Source organism: Maribacter polysaccharolyticus (genome assembly GCF_028882255.1).
GTDB lineage: Bacteria > Bacteroidota > Bacteroidia > Flavobacteriales > Flavobacteriaceae > Maribacter_A > Maribacter_A polysaccharolyticus.
Map to the genome: position 1 here is coordinate 198328 of NZ_JARBUY010000004.1, position 25524 is coordinate 223851.

Here is a 25524-nt window from a genome sequence, read left to right on the forward strand (position 1 = left end):
TACCTCACCATCGTTAGGGTAACGAGCTATGTTTTCGCTACTCCTTGGTTTGGTTTTAAGGTGTCAGTTCTTTAATTTTAAGGATAGTTCACAGGAAAGGATTGGAATCATTCTACAACGAGATGTTGTGAATTGCTTTCAGTTCTTTAATTTTAAGGATAGTTCACAGGTACCGTGGCCAATTGGTTTACGCTGTCGCCGTTGTGAATTGCTTTCAGTTCTTTAATTTTAAGGATAGTTCACAGGTGGAAGTCTTTGTTAAAAGTAGTCATGATGGTTGTGAATTGCTTTCAGTTCTTTAATTTTAAGGATAGTTCACAGGAAAAGGAGGCTCATTAACGATTGTATATCGGTTGTGAATTGCTTTCAGTTCTTTAATTTTAAGGATAGTTCACAGGACTTATTTAAAACGGGATATTTCAACCCCGGTTGTGAATTGCTTTCAGTTCTTTAATTTTAAGGATAGTTCACAGGTGCCAAGAAAGAAACCCTTTTGCCAGCTGCGTTGTGAATTGCTTTCAGTTCTTTAATTTTAAGGATAGTTCACAGGAGTAAGTTCGTTGAAGTAGAAAGAGGATAGTTGTGAATTGCTTTCAGTTCTTTAATTTTAAGGATAGTTCACAGGCATTTTAAGCTGATACAATCGACCGTGTGCGTTGTGAATTGCTTTCAGTTCTTTAATTTTAAGGATAGTTCACAGGTCGCGGCAAAAAGATGTAAAAAACGGTTTAGTTGTGAATTGCTTTCAGTTCTTTAATTTTAAGGATAGTTCACAGGTTCGGTTGAGATTTCATTGAAACGTGATGCGTTGTGAATTGCTTTCAGTTCTTTAATTTTAAGGATAGTTCACAGGCGTATCTAGGTTCAACCCTTCATAATCCCTGTTGTGAATTGCTTTCAGTTCTTTAATTTTAAGGATAGTTCACAGGTCAGATTTACGAAAGGTTGGGAATGGACCCGTTGTGAATTGCTTTCAGTTCTTTAATTTTAAGGATAGTTCACAGGTCAGATTACCAACGTAATGAACGGCTTTCAGTTGTGAATTGCTTTCAGTTCTTTAATTTTAAGGATAGTTCACAGGTTTATCGATCCTAGGTTTTTGATCTGCCCGTTGTGAATTGCTTTCAGTTCTTTAATTTTAAGGATAGTTCACAGGACCCACAACCGCAATTTTTTACTTTGACCGGTTGTGAATTGCTTTCAGTTCTTTAATTTTAAGGATAGTTCACAGGCGTGCCGGAAACACTTAGAAAAAGCCGATGTTGTGAATTGCTTTCAGTTCTTTAATTTTAAGGATAGTTCACAGGGGTTCTCAACGATGGCCGTGTTATAAGCCTGTTGTGAATTGCTTTCAGTTCTTTAATTTTAAGGATAGTTCACAGGCAATAAGCTGAATCACTTGTGTCACGTTCGGTTGTGAATTGCTTTCAGTTCTTTAATTTTAAGGATAGTTCACAGGGGCTGTAAAATTTACACGTTTGCGAGTGATGTTGTGAATTGCTTTCAGTTCTTTAATTTTAAGGATAGTTCACAGGCCATACTTTAAAACAAAATAACGGGGATCGTTGTGAATTGCTTTCAGTTCTTTAATTTTAAGGATAGTTCACAGGAAACGAATATGAAACAGAACTTAAAAAGATGTTGTGAATTGCTTTCAGTTCTTTAATTTTAAGGATAGTTCACAGGGTTATCCGTTGAGGGTTTCAACCCGATAACGTTGTGAATTGCTTTCAGTTCTTTAATTTTAAGGATAGTTCACAGGATATTCACATTATTGGCTTCCGCATCGAGAGTTGTGAATTGCTTTCAGTTCTTTAATTTTAAGGATAGTTCACAGGTAATTCTTCACAGCCCTTCTTTGAAAATTAGTTGTGAATTGCTTTCAGTTCTTTAATTTTAAGGATAGTTCACAGGTTCATAAATTACCCCGTCGATCGATAACTCGTTGTGAATTGCTTTCAGTTCTTTAATTTTAAGGATAGTTCACAGGGCAGAACCTAGAGAAGGCGATCCAGGCGGCGTTGTGAATTGCTTTCAGTTCTTTAATTTTAAGGATAGTTCACAGGAGAGGGAGTTTAACCTAAACCCTGACATATGTTGTGAATTGCTTTCAGTTCTTTAATTTTAAGGATAGTTCACAGGGCTACGGTAAAAGGCTTCAGCGGCCGATCTGTTGTGAATTGCTTTCAGTTCTTTAATTTTAAGGATAGTTCACAGGGGATATTTTTTTTTTAATGAAGTAGAAAGTGTTGTGAATTGCTTTCAGTTCTTTAATTTTAAGGATAGTTCACAGGTACTTGTCTTTGGTCGATAATGTCACAGTAGTTGTGAATTGCTTTCAGTTCTTTAATTTTAAGGATAGTTCACAGGTTTTTAGAACGTTTAGTAATGAACTATATGTTGTGAATTGCTTTCAGTTCTTTAATTTTAAGGATAGTTCACAGGATCTAAAGGTTGATTGGATCGACTATAGAAGTTGTGAATTGCTTTCAGTTCTTTAATTTTAAGGATAGTTCACAGGCAGAAGCCATTGGTTGACAAGGTAGCGGCGTTGTGAATTGCTTTCAGTTCTTTAATTTTAAGGATAGTTCACAGGCGAGGCCCTGAAAAACGGAAGGACGTTGCCGTTGTGAATTGCTTTCAGTTCTTTAATTTTAAGGATAGTTCACAGGTTCGGTTATAGTATCCATGAAAACAAAAGTGTTGTGAATTGCTTTCAGTTCTTTAATTTTAAGGATAGTTCACAGGAAAAAGCTACGTGCGAAAAAGGCAAAGGCGGTTGTGAATTGCTTTCAGTTCTTTAATTTTAAGGATAGTTCACAGGGTGGACATTGATAATAATTGGACTATTGAAGTTGTGAATTGCTTTCAGTTCTTTAATTTTAAGGATAGTTCACAGGTTCACCACAAAAGGAGTGACCTTGGCTTTTGTTGTGAATTGCTTTCAGTTCTTTAATTTTAAGGATAGTTCACAGGACCGTCAAGAAACGCGAATTGGCTTTGAAGGTTGTGAATTGCTTTCAGTTCTTTAATTTTAAGGATAGTTCACAGGATATTGGACAGGGTAAGTATTCAACACTCCGTTGTGAATTGCTTTCAGTTCTTTAATTTTAAGGATAGTTCACAGGTAGTTGGTTGCCATACTCCCATAGTATCGTGTTGTGAATTGCTTTCAGTTCTTTAATTTTAAGGATAGTTCACAGGATACCCGCCATAATTGGCTGGTATCCTGTTCTTTAAGACTAGTCGTAGAAATAAAAAAATGTGCCAATTGAGGTCTCGACTGCGCTCGACCTGACAAATAATGGGATTGCTTCTTTATCAATTAGGTCTCGACTGCGCTCGACCTGACATTTTGAATGCTAAAAAAGTTCCAATTGTTGGCTAGGTGGTTCTGGGGGCTGTTCTTTTTGGCCATGAAAAAGTTCCATCATCCCAAACTGTTTATCGGTAATCTGCATGATGCCCACCTTTCCTTTTTTGGGCAGGGCATTTTTAGTCCGCTTAATATGCACCGCAGCATTTTCCCTACTGGGACAAAACCGCAGGTAAATACTGAATTGAAACATGGCAAATCCATCATTCAAAAGGTCTTTTCTGAACTTTGCGGCATACTTCCTTTCGGTCAAAGTTTCCGTTGGTAAATCAAAAAACACAAGTACCCACATGCTTCTGTATTGGTTTAAACGGCTGAAATGGTCTTTACTCATCTTAACATCAGGTTGAGCATAAAATTTATATGAATAGCCCTAAAGTCCATGGTTCCCAGCGCTATAGCAATTGAGCCTAAACACATTTAAATTGGCTAACATAGGTCAGGTCGAGCGCAGTCGAGACCTCATTCAAGGTTTATATTTAAAATGGCTCGCATTCCTGTATTTGGCCAAAATGCACAACAGTTCTTCATTCCCGTTGGCCAAGCCCCATTTCTTTGTACTACTCTACTTCTTTAGTTGTTTCGCTATGGCAATCGCTGTTCCATTTCATTGAACGTTTCGTGTCCTATTAAGCGTACCGGTCTTCGTTTATAGGTAAAACCGATTTTGTTTATCCCCAACTGATGCTCATCGAAACGCCTGGCTTTATCGTTCGTAACCCCAGTGTACACTAGGTTGTCTTTGTATTCCAGCATGCACACTTTATACGTTTTCATGGGCTTTTAGTTCTCGACTGCGCTCGAACTGACAAATAATCGGTTGCTTTTTTAATAATGAGGTCTCGACTGCGCTCGACCTGACACTCGGTTCTTCCTTTACTTTTGAGGACCCGACTGCGCTCGTCCTTACATTTATGTTCATTTTACGTATTGAAATTCTGGATACAACAACCTACGACCACTACCCAAAAAACATTCATACAGACTATTGGTGGTGCGGCTCATGGCATTCATTAATGGGCTTTGTTTCCCATCGATCACCACGTCCATCGCCGGTATGCTTAAAAGTTCTGCTTTCAAATTTTGATTCAATTCTTCCAACTGGCACCCCGTTTCCACAATGTCGTACACCAAGGCATCTACAAAAGGCCTATAGGGCTCCATGATATCATCGGCCAAACAAAAGGCGTTGTACTTATTGCGATGATAAATACCGATAGCGGGTAATAAGCCACTACTGCATAAGGCCCTTGCGGTTACGGCCCTTAGTATGGCATAACCATAATTCAGTAAATTGTTGGGGGCCATTCCTTTCTGGTTGCGACTAAAACCGGCTATTTCAAATAGGTTTTGAAAATAATAAGCCGCAGCATAGGCTTCATGGTTGTCAGTGTCGCCACTTTTAACTTCTTTGGCCCAGCGTTTTAATTTTAGGGCATTTTTATCCCGTTGTAAAAGGTGTTGCGCCTGATTTTCAATTTTGGCCATTACGGTTTGTTGCCATAATTGTTTTTTAAGGGGTATGCTGGCATTCAATTGGTGGCGCATACGCTCGGTCTGTTCGCTATGCCCAACCAAGGGTTGGAAAAACGAACAGGGCAAATGCTGTTTGTCGCAGGTTATGACGGCGGTTTTGTTTTGCACCAACTTCATCAACAACCCATTGGTAACCGTAATCTGCGGATCTTCCAACACCACATAGCCCAAGTCCTCAATGGGGATGGTGGCCTCTTTTTTGCCTTCCTCCGGAAAGTTGACCACCAATTGCTCGTTCTTGGTGCTTAAATAAGCGGGATTACCGAAAAAGAGGGTGCGTTTGATCATACTATTAAGCTTTGGTAATATTGCCTAACCTATCTACTTTGAGTTTGATGCATCTTTCTTTTATACTAATGCCTTCCAAACTTGCTGTTTTTACATCAAATGAACCTGTTGTTTTTTGCTTCTTCTTATCAAATTTCATGTCGACTTCTTTCGGACAAATGGATTTTGATAATGAATTAGGTGTAAAATAACACGTTACACCAGAGAAATCATTTACATTATAAATTCTTTTAAGTTGGACTTTGTTTAAATTATTAAAATCAATTGAACTGATTTTATCAAGCTCATCATCAGTTGGTATATAAACGAGGTCTAAAGGTGAAAGTGTCATTTTATAATTTACTGAAACTTCTTTACCTTTAATAACAGCAGTATTACAAATAGGAGCTAAAGTTCTATTTTCCTTTGGATGATTTGCTACATCTTTCTGATGAATAATTACCATGTCTAAAGGTACCGTTTCATAATATTGTCCAACTTCATTTTTATAAATGTTAAAATATAGATTAGGTGAACCCTGTACATATTTCTTTGAATTTATACCTTTAAAACCCAAGGTAAATCGTCCACTTCCTTTTTCGTAAGTACGAACTTTATAAATTGGGTGATGAAATTTGCCTTCATTGAATTGAGTAATGTTTTTATTCATGTCTTCAATTCCTTCTGGAGAAAAGGCCAATTCTGGATTGTATTCTTTACTTTTTAAGTAGTTCTTAAGGATTTTTTGAATACCAGTATCTGTTATTTTACTTATTTTATTTTCAGCCTTTTCTTTAGTCTTTGCGTCTTTAAATAATGTCGCTAAATCATTTCGTTCTCGCGTGGCGGTTGTTATTTCTCCTTTACCAAGTTTGACCCAAGGTAAATTGACGATACCTGAAACCGTTTCCTCATGCATAGCCTTCCTTATAGCCCAATTATCCCCTTTGGTTTGCTTTCGTAGCTTTTTAACGGGTTTGCCGTTTTTGTCTAGATTTAAGTTGCCATTTTCATCTTTGTATGACCAAAATTTGTTGTTGGCTTTATTGATAATGCGCAAGTTTTGCTTAAAGCTAATCACCGTTTTATCCAATTGATTTTTAGCCTCGGTTGTAAAACCTTGCCACGGCATTTGGAATGCTTTGGTATAATGGTTGTTTTCGTTTTTAATAAGCAACTTATCACGTAAACCGTAATTTTTATTTTCAGCATTCAAAGCACTTAAATAATGACTATGGTTGCGTGTACAGCAAGCAACCACCAAGGCATCCAAAGCGTGATGTCGATGGTCTATTCGCTTCTTGTTAAAGCCTTTGAGCAACGCTTCTGGAACAGTTGGGATGGTGTTGCCATTGGTATTGGTTGCGGTGAAGTCATTGGTTTGTGTTAATTGGTCCAAGCGCTCAAATCGTGGCAAGATAAGTTCGTTCCATTTGTCGTTCAACCCCCAATCGTTTTTAAGTTTTGAGGTTACCGAGCCTGTAACAGGAATCAAGTTTTTTGAAGTCGCTTCTTGCTCGCCCTCTTCACGAACAATATTACTCAACAAACCTTTTACTAATTTACTAATGTAGCGACTATCGTTCATTTGTCTGTTGATAAAACCTTCAGGAATATCCTCACTCAATAGGTTTTTAAGCTTTTGTCGGTTATTTTTGAAGTATTGGTTAACATGGGCTTCATATTCTTCAAGACCTAATAATTTATGTCCATTGATAACACTGCCACTTTTCTCTTTTAAATATTCAAATGCTGTTTTATTGTCTTTGTCTTCATTTACGGGACTTTCACAAATGATTTTATTGCTTAAAGAGTTGTCAAAATACCTGGATTGCGGTATGATATGCTCTATTTGATATTCGTGTGTAAATAATTTTGACAACGGAATGGGCTTTCCGGTATAAGGTGAGATATAGCCTTGATCTAACCATAAACGATAGCGCTGTATTTCTTTTTGAGTTGGGTTATTGCTACGTCTAATCTTTGTAATTTCATCTTCACTAACTTTTGAATAATCTGCTTTTGGGTTTTGATAAACACCTTCTTCAAAGATTTTTAAAATATCTTGTTGGCTTGGTGAATAATCTCGCACGTCGCCTTCAATAGAAGCATCGTTCATTAAGTCTTTTAAAACTTCCCTGATACGATGGTTGGTGTTTTCATTTTCGCTATTTCTATCGGCTATTCTTTTTCGCTTATCAGCAGGATTTTTCATTTCACGCCCTAACTCTACGTGAATTTCGTTGAAAAAATTCGGTTTACTCTCACCATGATGTATCCAAATATCACGTACCACGCGCAATGTTTCGGTAACCACTTGCTCTACAATAGGATTGCGAAGTGAGTGTTGTTTGAAGATTTTTAGGTAGTCATCAATGTCCTGAGGGCTTTTCCAATCCTGGATATCGCCAACCTCTGAGTGCCTACCATAAACCAAATATGTGGCCTGATAGGTATTTAAGCCAATTAATGGGTTTTTATCTTTAAACGGAACAAAACTTTTAATGAGCTGCTTTCTTACATCATCATCACTGACATTTGCTAAAGCTTCAGCTAAATCTTTAGCCGTGTAATCCACTTTTAAGTCAAGGGCATTAACACGATCCATAATGGTATTTACTCGCTGTTTAACCTTATCTGAAATTACATTTTCGTTCCAATGTTTACCCCTACGCATTAAAGGCAACAATTTGTGCAATGCCTTTTGGGAATAGCTACCATAATCGCTTTTGAAAGGCGGAAATTTGATGAAATTATCTACAAAAGACGTTTGCCCTAAATGATGTTTGTTAGCAAATTTTTCTAAAGCTGATTTATATTGATTGATATCAGAAACCGAATAGATAATGTGCCAAAGTTGTTCTATTCTACTAATTAACGGGCTATTTTCGTTTGTGCCAAGTTGTGTCTTTTCATCTAAAAAAGCGTTTATATCATCAATGCCTTCTACTTTGCTCAAACGCGAAATGAATTGCGCTCTGGTTTCGCCAAATGGATATGTTTTATCTTCTACATAATTCCATCGGTAATGGTCTTTTTCTGATTTATCGATTGACCTTTTATCTATAAAGTATTTTACAAATTGCTTTTGTTCCAGTTCTTTTTTGCTCTGTAAAAAATCGAATAAGGCGATCCAATCCTCCTCATTCGGCAACAGTTTTTCTGTTACATCGGTTAGCTCGCCTTTATCAGTAGCTACTTTATTATAGATTTTTAAATTTTGTAACCATTGCCAAATCCTAAACTCTTGAAATAAGGGATGCGATTTTGGGACGGCTTTCACCACCTGTTTAATTTTTTCTTTTTCACCGGTTTCTTTATTGATCTTAAAATAAGTTCGTTGCTCTAATTGACACCCTGAAATGTTTGATTTTTGGCTTTTCAAGGGACGTTGATAAAAAATAATATCCTCCATCAACAAGTACACAAAGTCGCGGTTTTTTATGGCATTTTGGTGTGCTTCATTTCTTGGATACAATTCTTTAACACAAGCTTCGTACAGGGCAGCTGAAAACAGTTCGGGCTGTAATTCCATTTGTTTGGTTAATATTCTTTTGAATTCATCTTTGTAAAACTTACGCTCAATGGTTTTTACCAGCTTCCCTCTTATTTTTTGTGTTGGGTTTTCAAGTAAGGTTTCATAAATAAATTCACCTACGGTTTTGTTCGAGCGCTCTATATCCTGTTCGGTTTTAGCTTTTATGGCAGCCCAATCTTTTTCAGAATCAACAGCTTTATAAGTCCTTTTTATATCTCCATTTTTTAGAGTTTTTATAGTTACAATGAACTCTTTTGTTCGATCAATCCAATCTTCAGTTTTTACAACTTGTTTATCATATTTCCAACCATTTTCAAAAAACACATCGAAGAGTGGCTTTCCTTTTATAACTTCACCAGAATCAACGACCTCTTTTACTCTCAGTTGAACAAAATGTTTGTCTTTGTTATCATCTATTTCTTCGCCTCTCAATTGATAATACCCTCGCTTTTGATTAAAATTCAGAATAATCCATGCCAACTCTTGTTTGGTCAATGGCTGTAAAAGCGCTTTTTTACGTAAATAATAAAGGGTCCAATCATACGGCACTTTAGTTTCTTTGCCGATAGACTTAATGTAAAACAACTCAGGATGAGTCTTTTTAAATTCCCCGAGCATCTCATTAAAGGACGATTTAAAAATAAACTCGTGCTTGCCAGCAGCATTAGGCTCATAATTCAATTTTACTTCTTTACCATCTTTAAATTGACCTAATCGCTTTTCAAAGTCTATGTGTTCTACATAATGCTGTGGCAAAAAACCAAGTATATGTAATACACGATGTAAACGCTCTCTGCGTAAATTATCACGTTGGTATAAACGTCTGACGCCCCGATACCCAGTTCTTTCGGCAGTTTGGGAATGTGATTGTCCAGCATCGAACTTTCCCAAAATATCCGCGCTCATCGGTATAATCCGAACGCCTAAATCGTTAATTTTACCTTCTTTTTTATCAAATTCATGTTCTATTAAGCTCCACCCAATACTATTGGTCCCTAAATCCAAACCTAAAATTCGTTTCATGTATATAAAGTTTGTTTAAAAGTAAATAGAAACCTGCGCATTACCTTACAGAAAAGTGTAATGCCATTAATAATCTTTTTATTACATTTGCATTACTGAAAGCAATTCACAATAAGGATTATTCCGTTGTGAAAACATTTAAAGCGGCATTGGTTCAATCTTATGTCGCTTTCTTTTTTCCTTTGAATGGCTTCACGAGCACAAATTATTCATTAACTAAATTTGCGAGTAAAACATTTAAGCCGCCTCGACTTCCAATTCGGGGCATTTTTTTGCTCCAATGTGTCAATTCCTTTACAAAAAAATTACCTGCAAATACTTTTAAAACGGTAAAATCTTCCATCATTGCACCCTCTCACTTTTACTTGATCCATAGGTTTTAGACCACTAACATACCTCCACCTATATTCGGGTCTTGAATCCTATGCGCCCTAGAAACACAGACGTTGATTACTTGTAGCAATAGTACCCTTTGGGGTTCTAAATGGAAGAAAAACAGTAGGTTTATGCATATATCTTTAAAACTAACTCCCATACTTTTTGGCAGCCCCTTTTTCACAATTGGGCACAAAAAAACCCTGACACAAGGTCAGGGTTCTAAATCTATATAAGGTAAATTCATTACCCTTTTACGCTGGCCAATTTGGCTTGCTTTAAATTGTTCATTTTAAGGTCTTGCAATACATTCACGGCCTCTTCAACATATACATCCTTGGCCAGGTCTTTATGCCATCGATCCCTTTTCTCCCTTAAGTCGGCATCCTGGGTAAACAGCTCCTCTTCGTATTTCAATGACTCAAAGTCCAATTTGGAATCGTATTCCGTCAAGGATTTGAAGTAATCCGATTGCTTTTTATCCTTTTCCTCTTCGGACTTATAGGTCTTGTAATTCAAGGAAATGAGATTTTCCTCCTGTTGTTTCTTGATCCACTTTGCATTTTCCTCGATCAACTTGATCTGGGGATTGGCCTGCATCCGTTTTTTACTGTTGGCTATGGTTTGCTCATAATCTATATAACCGTCCCATATATCATAGTTCGCAGGGGTGATCTTATCCCATTTCAAAGGATTGGCCTGATCCCTTTCGCCCAAATCGATATAGCTATACTTGTCGGGCACCACGACATCGCTTTTAACCCCTTCCAACTGGGTAGAGCCCCCATTGATCCGGTAAAACTTCTGGGTGGTCAACTTAATGGCCCCCAAATCGCCATGCTCATTACTTCTTACGATGTTTTCCAAAGGAATGACATTCTGTACCGTTCCTTTACCGAAAGTCTGCTTACTACCGATAACAATCGCACGCTTATAATCCTGCATTGCCGCAGCCAAGATTTCCGAAGCGGAAGCAGACAGTTCATTCACTAAGATCACCAAAGGTCCATCCCATTGGATACGTTCATCCTTATCGTCATAAACGTCCTTTCCTTGACCGTTGGATCGCACCTGAACAATAGGTCCGTCCTTAATGAACAGTCCGGCCATTTCGACCACTGTTTTCAATGACCCACCGCCATTATCACGTAAATCGAGGATCAACCCTTCTGCCCCTTCCTGTTTTAATCGCTCCACTTCCTTGGCCACATCGGTAGCTGCATTCCTCTCGGAATAATCATTGAAATCGACATAAAACTTAGGTAAGTTGATCAAACCGAATTTTTGGTCCCCTTTTATGATTTTAGCCGATTTGGCATAAGATTCCTCAAGCTCAACGACATCCCTAGTCAATGATATGACTTCTATTGACCCATCCACTTTTCGTACGGTTAGGTCTACAACGGTACCTTCCGGACCTTTGATCAATTTTATGGCATCGTCCAAACGCATCCCTACGATATCGATGGGATCCTTGCCATCCTGACCTACTTTGATGATCTCATCACCGACTTCCATACGTTGGTCCCTCCACACCGGTCCCCCGGAAATGATCTCAACCACTTTGGCCCCTTCAGGTTTCTTTTGTAAACGTGCCCCGATACCTTCGAACTTACCCGACATACTTACATCGAACTTCTCCTTATCCTCAGGGGCGAAATAAAAGGTATGGGGGTCGAACTCATCAACAATGGTATTGATATATTGCACGAACCAATCCTTTCGTTCCAAATCATCGATAAAATCAAAAAATTCATCCAAGGTTTTCTCGGTGGCCTCCCGGGCTTCTTTCTCGGCCTCTTCGGGCGTCAACGGCTTTACTTCCTCTGAAGAAGATTCCGATTTTTTGGCTTCAGCATCTTTTTTTGACCGGGTCAGTTTTGAATCGTATGTGCCAATGGTCGCATATTTCAATTGTTTTCTCCATCGTTCCTTAAGCTCTTTTCTAGAAGCGGCAAAAGGTTCGTCCTCATAGCTAACACTGATATTTTCGTCTATCGAATAATCAAAGGGATCCTGTAAGATTTCCTTGTATATTTTTTTGGCGTCATCCATGCGCTCAATGAGCCTATCATAAACGACATTGAAAAAGGTGATATCGGTATTGTTGATCTGATCATCGATTTGAAACTTGTATTGTTCAAAATCCATGATGTCGCTTTCCAAAAAGTACCTTTTAGTGGGATCGAGAACATCAATAAAATCCTCGAATACCTGTACCGAAAAGTCATCATCGATAGCTTTGGGCTCATAATGCCCCTTTTCCAAAACATAGGCAATCAAATCCAATAATAATTTGTCTTTATCATCCCCATCAAACTGATAAGATTTATTGGTAAAACTGCAAGAAGCAACTGCAACAAGCATAACGATCAACGCGTAGGCAAGGTTCCTTTTCATAAAATATTCTTTGCTATTAATTTTTTTATCCTATTCTAAATGATCAAGATTCCCCATAGCTGACAGCTTTGGGAACCAATCTAAATCCCTAAGGTACTGAAAAAACCGTGCCAGCACTTAAGCCCGTGCCATTAAATTTTTGTTAAACACCATTTGGGAACTTCTGTTTTTTTAAACGTATTTTTACCTGATAAAGTATAAATTATGGAAAAACCTCTTATCCTGGTTACCAATGATGACGGAATTACCGCACCTGGACTAAGGGCTTTGATTCGTTTTATGTCAGAAATTGGTGAGGTTGTCGTCGTTGCCCCAGACAGCCCACAATCCGGGATGGGCCATGCGATTACCGTGGACAATACCCTGTACACCTCCAAGGATGATGTAAAAAGCCCGGATGGTGCTTTGGTCGAATATAGCTGTAGTGGTACTCCTGCCGATTGTGTGAAATTGGCCCTTCAGGAACTTCTCGACCGAAAGCCCGATATCTGTATCAGTGGGATCAATCACGGATCCAATGCATCGATCAATGTCATCTATTCAGGTACCATGAGTGCTGCCATCGAAGCCGGTATCGAAGGATTGCCTGCCATAGGTTTCTCACTTTGTGACTATTCTTGGAATGCCGATTTTGAATTTGCCCGTGATGCCATCATAAGCATCGTCACCGAGGCCCTTCAACATAAAATGCCCAAAGGCATCGTGCTCAATGTCAACATTCCGAAAACTGGACCCGATGTGCCCAAGGGAATAAAAATATGCAGGCAAGCACGGGCCAATTGGAAAGAAAAATTCGACAAACGCACCAATCCCAGAGGTAAGGAATACTATTGGTTAACGGGGGAATTCGAATTATTGGACAAAGGTGAGGACACCGACGAATGGGCGCTTGCCAATGGTTATATTTCCGTAGTACCTACCCAATTCGACCTTACCGCCCACCATGCCATACAAGAACTGAATAGCTGGAACCTATAACCCTTGCCCAATAAAGGGCTACTGAACATAATAATCATTGAATCAAAATAGAACTTGAAATCCAACCCATGAACATTAAAAAGGAAATAATCATCGGTTTTATCATTGGGATAATCGCCAATACCTTAGGCACTTTGCTCTACATACTCCTGTTTTCCGATTTTGGGATCGTAGAAACTTTTAATGCGGCCATTCAACAAGGACATGTTGGCAGTTTGCTTGCCCTTGGGGCCATTTTGAATTTGGTCGCCTTCTTTGGATTCTTGAAAATACGGAGAGACCACCGCGCCAAAGGGGTTTTGATCGCCACATTGCTTACCGCTATGATCATTTTATATTATAAAATATTCTAAAGTACACCCAGAAGGGAATGATACGAATCTAAAACGAACACCACAATATACCTGGTTTTGAACCTGAACAAATCATGAAATACTATATCATCGCCGGGGAGGCTTCCGGAGACCTTCACGGATCCAATCTAATCAAGGCATTGAAAAAGAAAGATGCCGAAGCCGATATCAGATGCTGGGGCGGCGACCTTATGCAGGCCGCAGGGGGGACTTTGGCGAAGCATTATAAGGAACTGGCTTTTATGGGCTTCTTGGAAGTTATCATGAACTTGGGTACCATTTTCGCCAATATCAAATACTGTAAAAATGATATCTCCAATTTTGATCCCGATGTGATCATCTTTATAGACTATTCGGGCTTCAACCTCCGCATCGCAGAATGGGCCAAACAACAACACTATAGGACAAACTACTATATTTCGCCTCAAATTTGGGCCTCTAGGGAAAGTCGGATCCATAAAATAAAAAAGAATATCGATGCCATGTATGTCATCCTACCTTTTGAGAAGGCCTTTTATGAAGAAAAACATGGTTATCCCGTCCATTTTGTAGGCCACCCCTTGATCGATGCCGTTGAAAACCGAAAGGTCATCGATGAGCAGACCTTTAGAAAAGAGAATAATTTGATAGGTGGAAAGCCCATTATCGCTTTGCTCCCTGGCAGCCGCAAACAGGAAGTCAAAAAAATGCTGGATACCATGCTCTCGGTTACCAAGGATTTTCCGGATTACCACTTTATCATTGCCGGTGCCCCAAGTTTGGACAATGATTTTTATGCCCCGTTTTTAACAAACCCCAATGTCGGTTTTGTGGCGAACAAGACCTATGACCTATTGAGCGTGGCCCATACGGCTTTGGTGACCAGTGGCACCGCCACCTTGGAAACCGCCTTGTTCAAAGTACCCCAGGTGGTTTGTTATAAGGCCAATTGGGTTTCCTATCAAATCGCCAAGCGAATTATTACATTGGAATATATTTCTTTGGTAAACCTGATTATGGAGCAAGAGATCGTCAAGGAATTGATCCAGGATGATCTAACAACCAAAAACCTCAAGCATGAACTCGCCAAAATCCTGAAAGGCCAAGCCCGGGAAGAACAATTACGGGCCTATGACCAACTGGAAATGAAGTTGGGTGGAAAAGGGGCCAGCGCCAAGGCCGCCGACCTAATTGTAGAAAATGTTTAAATTTGATAACCAATGACAATCTGAAATCCTTGGATGAAAAGAATCCCGACCTTACTACTACTCCTACTTTTTTTGGGCAGCTGCGCCACCAAAAAGAGAACCACCTCCGCGGAAGGACATAGGGTTTCGGTCGCCGCTTCTCCTGAAAAACCAAATGAAGAACCATCGGTAGCCGAGCCGGCCGCTACGGAAAACCTTTCACCCCCCTCAAAGGTCAATAGCATTATAAGTACGGCCCTAACCTACTCCGGAGTCCGTTATAAATATGGGGGGACCACAAAAAAAGGCATGGATTGTTCGGGCTTACTCTATGTTGCCTTTAAGAAAAACGACATTGAATTACCGAGGGTTTCCACGGCAATGGCCAATCAAGGAAAACGCATTCGGGTCGACCAAATCCAAAAGGGGGATCTACTATTTTTCAAAACCTCCAAAAGGGGTAAAAAAATCAATCATGTGGGATTGGTGGTCGCCGTGGAGCATGATGATGTCAAATTCATACACGCCTCCACTTCCAGAGGGGTGATCGTGTCCTCACTAAGGGAAGGCTTTTGGAATTATGCTTTTGTAAAAGCAAATAGGATCCTCTAGATGAAACTGCTCCAATTTATCCCTATAAAACTGACCTTCTTCTTGGTCATGGGGATCTTGGCAGGTTATCATCTTGATTTGGGTATATATTGGCCCTTAGCCTTGACCCTATCCTCGGTAGCGTGCCTTGGTTTTTTCCGCTATTCCAAAAGCCGACCCAAATCCGTTACTTTTGGAATTACCGCAGCCTGTACGACCCTTTTTCTTGGAATGCTTATCGTAGGTATTTCACAACCGAAAAACGACGCCCATCATTATTCAAAGGCAAACACCGACGATCTGGGCGCATGGAAATTGAAAATTACCGACGTTTTAAAAAGTACGACCTTCTCAAATCGATTCATAGCCGATGTGGAAGCGTTCGATGCTGCCCATGTCACCGGGAAGATCATCGTAAGCCTCCCCGCCGATGCAAGTCCATTCCCTTTGCAAGTAGATGATGAACTGATTGTCTTGGCGAAAAGAACCGAAATCCCTTCGCCTTTAAACCCACATCAATTCGATTATAGGCAATACCTGGAAAAACAGGGGATTTACCATCAATTGAAAATGGATCCCCAAAATACAATCTTGCTCAAAAACCCAAAAAAGACACTTTTGGGCCGTGCTGCCTCGGTAAGGAATACGATACGTTCCGCATTACAACAAGCTGCATTTGGTGAAAATGAATTGGGGATAATCCAAGCGTTGTTCCTTGGGCAGCGAAATGACATTTCCGAAGCCACGTATACAGCCTACAAAAATGCCGGTGCCGTACATATTTTAGCCGTTTCCGGACTGCATATCGGTATTCTCCTTCTCTTTCTGGAATTTCTTTTACGCCCCATGGAGCTATTGCCCAAAGGCAAGGTCTTAAAACTGATAACCATCGTAATCTTGCTGTGGGGATTCGCTTTTTTGGCAGGGTTATCGGCCTCCGTCGTACGAGCGGTCACCATGTTCTCCTTTGTGGCTTACGCCCTTTATTTGAACAGGCCCAGCAATACCTTCAATATATTGGCATTGTCGATGTTTTTCATTCTATTGGCCATAAACCCCATGCTTTTATTTCATGTGGGGTTCCAGATGAGTTATGCCGCCGTCTTTTCGATTGTATGGATATATCCCCTTTTACAAAGGTTTTGGTTTCCAAAAAATTGGATGGTAAATAAAATCTGGCAATTACTTTCGGTGAGTATTGCCGCCCAAATCGGGGTATTACCCATCAGTTTGTTTTATTTTCATCAATTCCCAGGTCTATTTTTTATATCGAACTTATTGATCATCCCCTTTTTGGGTTTCATATTGGGACTGGGCATAATCGTGATCGCCTTGGTGGTCTTGGATTTGGCACCGGATGCCCTCATCTTTTTTTATGATTATGTAATACGGCTGATGAATGGGGTGATCGATAAGGTTGCCCAACAAGAAGCCTTTATTTTTCGAGATATCCCTTTCGATTCCGTTCAACTGATCCTTACCTATGTCATGGTCCTAACATTGGTTTCCTTGTTACACCAATACACTTTCAAACGCTTGCGAATGGTTCTGGTAGCTGTTATCGCCTTACAGGTTTGGTCATTGACCCGCCTATCCCAAGCTGAAAGCAAAGCACGATTGTTGGTCGCCCATCAAACCAAAAACACCATAGTGATGCACCGATCGGGAAACCAGCTTACCGTCTTTACGCCAGATAGTATCAGCTCAAAAAACATTATCACCGATTATGTCATCGGGGAACATATCGCAACGACCCATTTTAAACCTCTCGAAAATGTATTCGACATAAACGGCGGAAAGATGCTGATCATTGATAGTTTGGGGGTAATCCCTACACGGGCCGAGCGGTTCGATCTTCTATTATTGACCCAATCCCCAAAGATCAATCTTGAACGGCTATTGGATTCGTTACAGCCGAAATCGGTGATTGCCGACGGCAGTAATTATGGCAGTTACATAAAACGATGGACTGCCACCTGTGCCCAAAGAAAACTTCCCATGCACTATACGGGGGAAAAGGGCATTTTTGAACTCGACCTTGAATAATTCAAAGTTTCAGCGTACCCCGTGCATTAATTTCTTAAGCACTGGGTTCAACAATATGGATAGTAACCCAACTCCGATCGGGACCAAGGTAAACATCAAAAAAAACGTACTCAGGGAGTATTGTTCCGAAATCCTGTCGATCATACCACCCATGGTTCCTGCTGCTTTTTGCCCAATGGCAATGGCCAAATACCAAATCCCGAACATAAAACCGATCATTCTGGGGGGTACCAATTTGCTCAGGTAAGACAAACCGACCGGTGACAGGCACAATTCGCCCATGGTGTGGAACAAATATGCCAAGATCAAGAAAACCATGCTAACCGAGGCTGTTTTCGCTCCTTGGGGTATACCCAGGGTGCCATAGGCCAAAATCGCAAATCCGAGACCCAATAAGATCAATCCCAACCCATACTTCATGGCCGCACTGGGGTTGTATTTACTTTCCCACCAGCGCGAGAACAGTGGTGCCAAAGTGATAATGAAAAAGGAGTTTAAGATCCCGAACCAAGAGGCTTCTATTTGATTGCCTTCTTGTGAGAATTTATCGTTCAATCGATATAATACCAATGCCCATATCCCTACAAAGGCCAAACCCAGGATAATATTGGATAATCCGATTTTTGAATAGGTCTTTTTGAACAATAGATAAAGCACCCACGTGATGATCATCAGTGGCACGGTGGTCAATAACGCATCCACTACCTTGAAGATCAAGGCCGAAGACCCCAGAAGGTCCCGATTGGTGTAATCCCTTGCAAATAAGGTCATTGACCCGAGTGATTGCTCAAAAGCCGCAAAGAAAAATACCGTGAACAGGCCGAAAATGGCCACAGCGATAATCCTATCCCGGACAATGGGAAGGTATCGTGATACCCTTGAAACCACGAGGATCAAGAATAATACAAGGGCCGTTAAAATAACGACCGATGAACCATCCAAACTTCCTATACGGAATGGAAGCAAGTTTACTTCCTGGATTTTGGACAATGGGTCGTTGAACAAATACAACAATCCACCAATGGCCGAAACCCCTATCAGGATATAGTCGAGAAGGGTAAACGGATTCAATTTTTCATCAACACTTGTTTCTGCTCCTGCAGCCGGACTTTCCTCATTTATATTTTGAGGAAGTTCAACTTCATGTTTTTTAGAGGGTTTAGCACCAACCCCACCGAAAAGGTTCTTTGCCAACAGAAATTGAAGCATCCCAAAAAACATGAATATCCCTGCAAGGCCAAAGCCCCAGGACCATCCTACATTTTCGGCCAAGTAACCACAGAGCATCATTCCGAAAAAAGCGCCGGCATTTACCCCCATATAAAAAATGGTATAAGCTCCATCTTTTTTGGATTCCTTTCCCTTATACATCTCGGAAATGATCGAAGTGATGTTCGGTTTAAAAAATCCCGTGCCGATTACCAATAAAGCCAGACCTAAATAGAATGTTGCCGTCGTTTCCAAAGCCATTGAGGCATGGCCGAGGGTCATAATGGCACAACCGATCACCACGGCGATGCGGTACCCTGTAAATTTATCGGCAATATACCCTCCAACAATAGGTGTTAGATATAATAACGAAGCGTATGTACCTATTAATGCCAACGCATGTTCACGGGGCCATTCCCATCCGGGATTATCACTGATAATGGGGGCCGTAAGAAACAGCACCAATAAAATTCGCATTCCATAAAATGAAAAACGCTCCCACATTTCGGTAAAAAAAAGAACGAACAACCCTGCTGGGTGCCCTAAAACCTTTTCCTTGAATAAATTTTCAATATCGGTATTCATTGATTCGAATATTAGTCGCCAATATAGTTACTACCACTTCATGAATCACTACCGGATACCATTCAGTTTATCGATAAGTTAGGCCCTAGGCCTCTTCTGCTGTCAACTCATGCTCATCATCCTCAGCGCCGTGAGTCAGGGCTTCCAATTTTTTCCTGAACAATATCACTAAGAATCCAAATACTATACAAAACACAGCAATGCCCGTAAATATGGTAAATTCTCCGAACTGGGAAGCCGACTCCCCTAAAAGACCGGCCAATTTATTCCCAAAACCGGTCATCGCAAAATATATACCCATCATAAAAGATGCGTATTTTACAGGTGCCAATTTTGTGATATAAGATAATGCCACAGGTGAGATACATAATTCACCTACGGTATGGAACAAATAAGCCAATACCAACCAATACATGGCCGAGGAACCCGTACTATTATATTCGGTTGCAGCAGCTGTCATGAAGAAAAAACCTGTTCCCATGATTATAAGTCCCAATATCATTTTGAAAAGTCCTGTTGACAACTTTCCCTTCAATTTCCGTTTGGCCCAATACCCCGCCACTGATGTCCCTAAAAAGATGATGAACATAGCATTCAAAGACTGAAACCATGAAGCCGGAATTTCGTTTCCGATAAACGGCAATGAAAAGGATAAAATCCTATTTGTTTTTTCCGAGGCATATATATTCATTAATCCCCCAGCTTGCTCAAAGGCGCCCCAAAAAACGATAACCAACAGAAATGAAACGAATAATACAACCACCCTGTCCTTTTCAATTTTGGTCAATGGTTTATCCATTGCTTCTTTTTCAACCTGATCTTCCGAGGCTCCCAAAAAATTACCTACATGTTTTAAATAATTCTGTCCTAAAACATATTGTAGCAGCCCTAAAGCCATACCTATACCTGCCAATCCAAAACCATAATGCCAGCCGTAGACCTCACCAACGGTCCCAACGATCAAACTTGATAAAAATGCCCCAACATTGATCCCAATGTAAAAAATGGTAAATCCTTTATCCCTACGAATATCCCCTTGTTTATAAAGTCCGCCGACCATGGTCGAGATATTGGGTTTCAACATACCCACTCCCGCAATAATAAAACCAAGACCCGTATAAAATGCCCACATTTCCTCAATGGCCAAAACACTATGTCCGATTACCAAAAGAATTCCTCCGATTAAAACTGATTTTTTCTGACCTAGGAATTTATCGGCAATCCATCCTCCGGGTATGGAAGCAACATACACCAACATGGTATACCAGCCATATAATGCCAACGCCTCTCCGTTGGTCCAACCTAAACCGGCATTATCCCCTGTGGTCTGAGCCACTAAATAAAGGACCAAAATGGCTCGCATTCCATAGTAGGAGAACCGTTCCCACATCTCGGTGAAGAATAAAATATAAAGTCCTACTGGATGCCCAAAAAGCTCTTTTTTATGTGCTGGTTTCTCAATTGCTGCCATTTATAATTTGATTTGGTTATAGATTTTCTTTAATGAAATTCGTCATCTTGGTAAAAAGATGGATTCGGGTGTTCCCACCATATATCCCATGGTTCCTATCGGGATAAATGGCCCAGTCGAACTGTTTGTTCGCCTGAACCAAAGCCTCGACCATGCGCATGGTATTCTGTACATGTACATTATCATCCCCCGACCCATGGACCAATAAATACTTGCCTTCGAGCAATTCTGGATAGTTGAATGGGGAATTATCATCATAGCCACTTGCATTCTCCTGGGGGGTCTGCATATAGCGCTCGGTATAAATGGTGTCATAGAACCGCCATGAAGTCACTGGTGCTACCGCAATGGCGGTCTCAAAGACATCATTGCCCTTTAGGATACAATTGGTAGACATAAAGCCGCCATAGCTCCAACCCCATATTCCTGTCCTATCTTCATCAATGTATGGAAGTTCGCTCAATTTTTTGGCCGCAGCGATTTGGTCCTCTACCTCATATTTACCCAATTCCTTTTGGGTGATTTTCTTAAAATCCCTACCCTTGAACCCGGTTCCCCGGCCATCTACACAGGCAATGATATACCCTTCGGAAGCCAACATTTGATGCCAATAATCATTTGTGCTCCCCCAGCGGTTCGCCACCGATTGCGATCCCGGCCCACTGTATTGGAACAACAAAAGCGGATATTCTTTTGAAGCATCGAAATTGGATGGTTTGATCATGTACATATTCAAATCATTCCCATTGATCGCCAAGGTGGAAAATTCCTTAGGGGAAGCATCATACCCCTTGAGCATATCGGCAAGTTCCCGATTATCCTTTATATCCTTCAACTTAGCACCGGTAAGTGCCTTATGTAAGGTAAAACGGAAAGGTTGTGTTGCGCTGGAATACGTGTTTATAAAATAGGAAAAATCCGCACTGAAAGAGGCTGAATTCGTCCCTGTTTCCACAGCCAGTGCTTTTTTCTTTTTGCCATTGCTTTCTATACTGTAGACCCCTCTGTTAATTGAGCCATTCTCGGTGGATTGGTAATAGATCTTATCCTCATTTTGATCATACCCATAGTATTTGGTCACTTCCCAATTTCCTTTGGTGATCTGATTCATGAGCTTGCCGTCGGAACCATACAGGTACAAATGGTTGTACCCATCCCTTTCACTGGTCCAGATAAAACTATCATCGGCCAAAAACGTAAGGTTGTCGTTGATGTCGACATACGCTTTATCGGTCTCCTCCAACAAAACGCTTACCGAATTATGCTTTGCATCGACCGCATATAATTTCAAATGGTCCTGATGCCTATTCAGCGTCGTTACACTTAAATAATCCGCATTGTTCATCCATTTGATCCGAGGAATGTAGTAAGGATCTTCCAAGTCTATTTTCGTCGTACTCCCCGAAACCACATCAAACATATGTAGGGTCACCCTCGCATTGTCCTCCCCGGCTTTAGGATATTTGAATACGTATTGCCGTTGATACAGGTCTTTTCCGTATATATCCATGGAGAACTCGGGCACATTGGTCTCGTCAAAACGGAGAAAAGCAATTTTGGTTCCGTTCGCGTTCCAGGCAAATGCCCTTACAAAGGCAAATTCCTCTTCGTACACCCAATCGGTTACCCCGTTAATGATCTTATTGTATTCACCGTCACTTGTAATTTGCCGGGTCGTACCACTTGCGATATCGAAGATATAGAGGTTATTGTCCATGGCATAGGCCACTTGGCCACCATCGGGGGACAACAACGGCTCCTGTATCTTGGCGTTCGCCACTTTCACAACCGATTTCGAAGCGATATCATAAACATAATACACCCCTAACTTTGAACGCCTGTATATTTTTTCCAATTCAGTGGCCAATAGCACCTTGCTTTCATCTTCACTGAAACTGTAGGAACTGAACGCAGGAACGGCATCATTGTCTGCGGAATTTAGGATCGTTTCGACTTTTTCCAAAGTCTTATAATCGTATTTATCAATACTGGAGGATTTATTGCCCCTATTGAAATTTAGTAAGGTGTACTGCTCTCCGTTTTTCATAGACCGGAGCGCTTCCATGGTTTTGGTCTTAAAAGCTCCCCCGTAAATTTCCTCAATAGTAATTTTCTTCCCTTGCGCAAATGTAATGGTCACAAAACCAAGCATAAACAACAAGAGCCTAAGGCGTTTGTCCATATTTGTTGAAATAGAAGTTTAAATTCATCCAAGTTTAGTGAATATTTTACAATAAATTAAACTTTAAAGGCAAAAACCATCGGGTCTGCAAGAGTTTTCATTGCCCATGCATAACGACCTAATGACTATCTTTACCACCACAAACAAAAATGAATATGACCAATCCGATTTCAGGCTTCTCAAAATTATCCAAGCAAGAAAAGATAGACTGGGTCGCCGAACAATATACCCACAACCCTACCGTCACCAAGCGGTTGCTTCAAAAGTACTGGAATATTGATGACGAGTTGCAAAAATTACACGATGAGTTCATTGAAAATACCATTTCGAATTACTATTTACCGTTGGGAATTGCCCCGAATTTCCTGATCAATGGAAAACTATATGCCATCCCCATGGCCATTGAAGAAAGTTCTGTCGTGGCAGCGGCCAGTAAGGCGGCTAAGTTCTGGTTGGACCGTGGCGGATTTAAAGCGGAAGTTTTAGGTACGGAAAAAATAGGACAGGTCCATTTCATGTATTCCGGGGATCCGGACCATTTGGAAACCTTTTTTCTTCAAGTAAAACCCAAGCTCATCGAAGCGGCCAAATCCTTGACCGCCAACATGGAAAAAAGAGGTGGGGGCATCACCCAAATAGAACTTCGGAACAAAACTTCGGAACTCAAGGATTATTACCAATTGCATTGCACTTTTGAGACTTTGGATGCCATGGGTGCCAACTTCATCAATTCCTGTTTGGAACAATTCGCAGAAACCTTTGAGGAAGAAGCCATGGCATCCCCTCTTTTTAATGAAGAAGGGAAGAAGATCGAAATTGTAATGAGCATTCTCTCCAATTATGTTCCCAACTGTTTGATCCGGGCAGAGGTATCATGTCCCGTGAGCGACTTAAGACCGAATGCGTCGATCGACCCTGAGGAATTTGCCAAAAAAATGATCCGTGCCATCAATATTGCCGATGTTGAACCCCACAGGGCGGTAACCCACAACAAAGGCATAATGAACGGTATCGATGCGGTCGTTTTGGCCACGGGGAATGATTTTAGGGCCGTGGAAGCAGGGGTACATGCTTATGCGGCCAAAGATGGAACCTATAAAAGTCTTACCCATGCAACCATAGCGCATGGAATTTTCAAATTCTGGATAGAATTACCTTTGGCCCTTGGCACTATCGGCGGATTGACAAACCTTCATCCTTTGGTGGGCATGGCCCTGGAAATACTCCATAAACCTTCTGCCAAGGAACTCATGCAAATCGTAGCGGTTGCCGGTCTTGCCCAAAACTTCGCAGCGGTAAGTTCGTTGGTTACCACAGGTATCCAAGAAGGCCATATGAAAATGCACTTATTGAACATACTCAACCAACTTGGTGCGACGGATCTTGAAAAAAAGAAGATCGTCGAATATTTTAAAGACCATACCGTGACCCAAAGTGCCGTTGTACAGGTGTTCAATACTTTAAGGGACAACCCATGAAGAAAACATTCTATAGCAACGGCAAACTTTTATTGACCGGGGAATATGCAGTTCTCGATGGAGCCAAAGCCTTGGCCCTACCCACGAAATACGGCCAGCATTTAACCGTGACGGAAAACCCTACCCAAACCCTTATTTGGGAGAGTTTGGACAAGGAAAAGAATAGATGGTTCGACGCTGTTTTTGATTTGCAATCGATGGCCATAATCCGTTCAAGCGATAACGAAATCGCGACTACCGCACAGCACATCCTTAGATCGGCCCAAGGTTTGAACCCGATGGGGTTAAAGAAAGACAAAGGGTACCATCTGGTTACACAACTTACATTTCCCAAAGATTGGGGATTGGGATCCTCTTCGACCTTGATCAACAACATTGCCCTCTGGCTGAAAATAGATCCCTATACATTATTGAAACACACTTTTGGCGGAAGCGGTTATGATATCGCCTGCGCACGACACAATACCCCGATTACCTACAAATTGGATAAGGGCATTCCCGTGGTGGAAGAAGTATCGTTCGACCCCGCGTTCAAAGATCGATTGTTCTTTGTTTATCTGAATAAAAAACAAAACAGTCGGGAGGGCATCTCAAAATATCGTGATCAGGATTTCGATGCCAATGAACTTATCCGTGTGATCGATGACCTGACAGGCCAAATGGTTTCATGTACCCACATCAATACTTTTGAAATCCTATTAACATTGCACGAATCGGTAATTTCACAAACCCTACAAACCCCGACCATAAAGAACAGGCTATTTCCCGATTACCCAAGGGCCATAAAAAGCTTGGGGGCTTGGGGTGGCGACTTTATACTTGTTGTTGGGGATACCGCCACCATAGCCTACTTTCGACAAAAGGGATACCATACGATCATCCCCTATTCCGAAATGATCTTATAAAAAAAGGCCCAACAGAAGTTGGGCCTTTTTTATTTCTTACTATTT

Annotated in this window: 15 protein-coding genes and 1 CRISPR repeat array; of the genes, 7 read left to right on the plus strand and 8 right to left on the minus strand. The window is 40.7% G+C overall.

Features of this window, described 5'->3' with window-relative positions; genetic code table 11:
* Window positions 1-49 precede the first annotated feature (49 nt).
* Window positions 50-3204: direct repeats of the CRISPR family, unit length 46 nt; unit sequence GTTGTGAATTGCTTTCAGTTCTTTAATTTTAAGGATAGTTCACAGG.
* Window positions 3205-3362: 158 nt separating this feature from the next.
* From cas2 to PHU20_RS13555, 5 genes are all read right to left on the minus strand, one after another.
* The gene (cas2, locus tag PHU20_RS13535) at window positions 3363-3710 is read right to left on the minus strand and encodes a CRISPR-associated endonuclease Cas2 (RefSeq protein ID WP_274825922.1); all 348 of its coding nucleotides are present in this window, start codon (window positions 3708-3710) and stop codon (window positions 3363-3365) included.
* Between the two features lie 251 nt (window positions 3711-3961).
* A complete protein-coding gene (locus tag PHU20_RS13540) occupies window positions 3962-4153 on the minus strand; it encodes a GIY-YIG nuclease family protein (RefSeq protein ID WP_274825923.1) in 192 nt (63 codons plus the stop codon).
* A gap of 141 nt (window positions 4154-4294) precedes the next feature.
* Window positions 4295-5200: a type II CRISPR-associated endonuclease Cas1 gene (gene cas1 / locus PHU20_RS13545; protein WP_274825924.1), complete on the minus strand. Its 906-nt coding sequence runs from the start codon at window positions 5198-5200 to the stop codon at window positions 4295-4297.
* A gap of 4 nt (window positions 5201-5204) precedes the next feature.
* Window positions 5205-9740: a type II CRISPR RNA-guided endonuclease Cas9 gene (cas9, locus tag PHU20_RS13550; protein ID WP_274825925.1), complete on the minus strand. Its 4536-nt coding sequence runs from the start codon at window positions 9738-9740 to the stop codon at window positions 5205-5207.
* A gap of 621 nt (window positions 9741-10361) precedes the next feature.
* Window positions 10362-12515, minus strand: coding sequence for a carboxy terminal-processing peptidase (locus PHU20_RS13555; RefSeq protein WP_274825926.1), 2154 nt, complete (start codon window positions 12513-12515; stop codon window positions 10362-10364).
* A 204-nt stretch (window positions 12516-12719) separates the two neighbouring features.
* Between PHU20_RS13555 and surE the strand changes: the two genes are divergently transcribed.
* The 5 genes from surE to PHU20_RS13580 all read left to right on the plus strand — a co-directional run bounded on the left by surE (window position 12720) and on the right by PHU20_RS13580 (window position 17649).
* Window positions 12720-13493, plus strand: a complete 774-nt coding sequence (surE, locus tag PHU20_RS13560) for a 5'/3'-nucleotidase SurE (RefSeq protein ID WP_274825927.1) — start codon at window positions 12720-12722, stop codon at window positions 13491-13493.
* A gap of 68 nt (window positions 13494-13561) precedes the next feature.
* Window positions 13562-13846 carry a hypothetical protein gene (locus PHU20_RS13565; RefSeq protein WP_274825928.1) on the plus strand — a complete coding sequence of 95 codons (285 nt, stop codon included), beginning with the start codon at window positions 13562-13564 and terminating at the stop codon, window positions 13844-13846.
* Between the two features lie 74 nt (window positions 13847-13920).
* Window positions 13921-15033 (plus strand): lipid-A-disaccharide synthase, encoded by a 1113-nt coding sequence (gene lpxB, locus PHU20_RS13570; RefSeq protein ID WP_274825929.1) that lies wholly within the window; start codon window positions 13921-13923, stop codon window positions 15031-15033.
* A gap of 33 nt (window positions 15034-15066) precedes the next feature.
* Window positions 15067-15624: a C40 family peptidase gene (locus PHU20_RS13575; RefSeq protein ID WP_274825930.1), complete on the plus strand. Its 558-nt coding sequence runs from the start codon at window positions 15067-15069 to the stop codon at window positions 15622-15624.
* Window positions 15625-17649, plus strand: a complete 2025-nt coding sequence (locus PHU20_RS13580) for a ComEC/Rec2 family competence protein (RefSeq protein ID WP_274825931.1) — start codon at window positions 15625-15627, stop codon at window positions 17647-17649. It abuts the gene before it with no gap.
* Between the two features lie 9 nt (window positions 17650-17658).
* Here the strand turns inward: PHU20_RS13580 and PHU20_RS13585 are convergent, their stop codons facing one another.
* The 3 genes from PHU20_RS13585 to PHU20_RS13595 all read right to left on the minus strand — a co-directional run bounded on the left by PHU20_RS13585 (window position 17659) and on the right by PHU20_RS13595 (window position 23096).
* Entirely contained in the window at window positions 17659-19443 is a 1785-nt protein-coding gene (locus PHU20_RS13585; RefSeq protein ID WP_274825932.1) for a peptide MFS transporter, read from the minus strand.
* An 85-nt stretch (window positions 19444-19528) separates the two neighbouring features.
* On the minus strand, window positions 19529-20914 hold the full coding sequence (locus PHU20_RS13590) for a peptide MFS transporter (protein ID WP_274825933.1): 1386 nt from the start codon (window positions 20912-20914) through the stop codon (window positions 19529-19531).
* Window positions 20915-20930: 16 nt separating this feature from the next.
* Window positions 20931-23096, minus strand: a complete 2166-nt coding sequence (locus PHU20_RS13595; RefSeq protein ID WP_274825934.1) for a S9 family peptidase — start codon at window positions 23094-23096, stop codon at window positions 20931-20933.
* A 155-nt stretch (window positions 23097-23251) separates the two neighbouring features.
* Between PHU20_RS13595 and PHU20_RS13600 the strand changes: the two genes are divergently transcribed.
* Both PHU20_RS13600 and PHU20_RS13605 read left to right on the plus strand, forming a co-directional pair.
* Window positions 23252-24574: a hydroxymethylglutaryl-CoA reductase, degradative gene (locus tag PHU20_RS13600; RefSeq protein WP_274825935.1), complete on the plus strand. Its 1323-nt coding sequence runs from the start codon at window positions 23252-23254 to the stop codon at window positions 24572-24574.
* Entirely contained in the window at window positions 24571-25479 is a 909-nt protein-coding gene (locus PHU20_RS13605; protein ID WP_274825936.1) for a GYDIA family GHMP kinase, read from the plus strand. The genes PHU20_RS13600 and PHU20_RS13605 overlap by 4 nt, the downstream gene beginning before the upstream one ends.
* Window positions 25480-25524 lie beyond the last annotated feature (45 nt).

Excerpts from the sequence above, each read along its gene's own strand:
- cas2 (WP_274825922.1), bottom strand. The coding sequence starts at position 3,710 with ATGAGTAAAGACCATTTCAGCCGTTTAAACCAATACAGAAGCATGTGG.
- PHU20_RS13540 (WP_274825923.1), bottom strand. The coding sequence starts at position 4,153 with ATGAAAACGTATAAAGTGTGCATGCTGGAATACAAAGACAACCTAGTG.
- cas1 (WP_274825924.1), bottom strand. The coding sequence starts at position 5,200 with ATGATCAAACGCACCCTCTTTTTCGGTAATCCCGCTTATTTAAGCACC.
- cas9 (WP_274825925.1), bottom strand. The coding sequence starts at position 9,740 with ATGAAACGAATTTTAGGTTTGGATTTAGGGACCAATAGTATTGGGTGG.
- PHU20_RS13555 (WP_274825926.1), bottom strand. The coding sequence starts at position 12,515 with ATGAAAAGGAACCTTGCCTACGCGTTGATCGTTATGCTTGTTGCAGTT.
- surE (WP_274825927.1), top strand. The coding sequence starts at position 12,720 with ATGGAAAAACCTCTTATCCTGGTTACCAATGATGACGGAATTACCGCA.
- PHU20_RS13565 (WP_274825928.1), top strand. The coding sequence starts at position 13,562 with ATGAACATTAAAAAGGAAATAATCATCGGTTTTATCATTGGGATAATC.
- lpxB (WP_274825929.1), top strand. The coding sequence starts at position 13,921 with ATGAAATACTATATCATCGCCGGGGAGGCTTCCGGAGACCTTCACGGA.
- PHU20_RS13575 (WP_274825930.1), top strand. The coding sequence starts at position 15,067 with ATGAAAAGAATCCCGACCTTACTACTACTCCTACTTTTTTTGGGCAGC.
- PHU20_RS13580 (WP_274825931.1), top strand. The coding sequence starts at position 15,625 with ATGAAACTGCTCCAATTTATCCCTATAAAACTGACCTTCTTCTTGGTC.
- PHU20_RS13585 (WP_274825932.1), bottom strand. The coding sequence starts at position 19,443 with ATGAATACCGATATTGAAAATTTATTCAAGGAAAAGGTTTTAGGGCAC.
- PHU20_RS13590 (WP_274825933.1), bottom strand. The coding sequence starts at position 20,914 with ATGGCAGCAATTGAGAAACCAGCACATAAAAAAGAGCTTTTTGGGCAT.
- PHU20_RS13595 (WP_274825934.1), bottom strand. The coding sequence starts at position 23,096 with ATGGACAAACGCCTTAGGCTCTTGTTGTTTATGCTTGGTTTTGTGACC.
- PHU20_RS13600 (WP_274825935.1), top strand. The coding sequence starts at position 23,252 with ATGACCAATCCGATTTCAGGCTTCTCAAAATTATCCAAGCAAGAAAAG.
- PHU20_RS13605 (WP_274825936.1), top strand. The coding sequence starts at position 24,571 with ATGAAGAAAACATTCTATAGCAACGGCAAACTTTTATTGACCGGGGAA.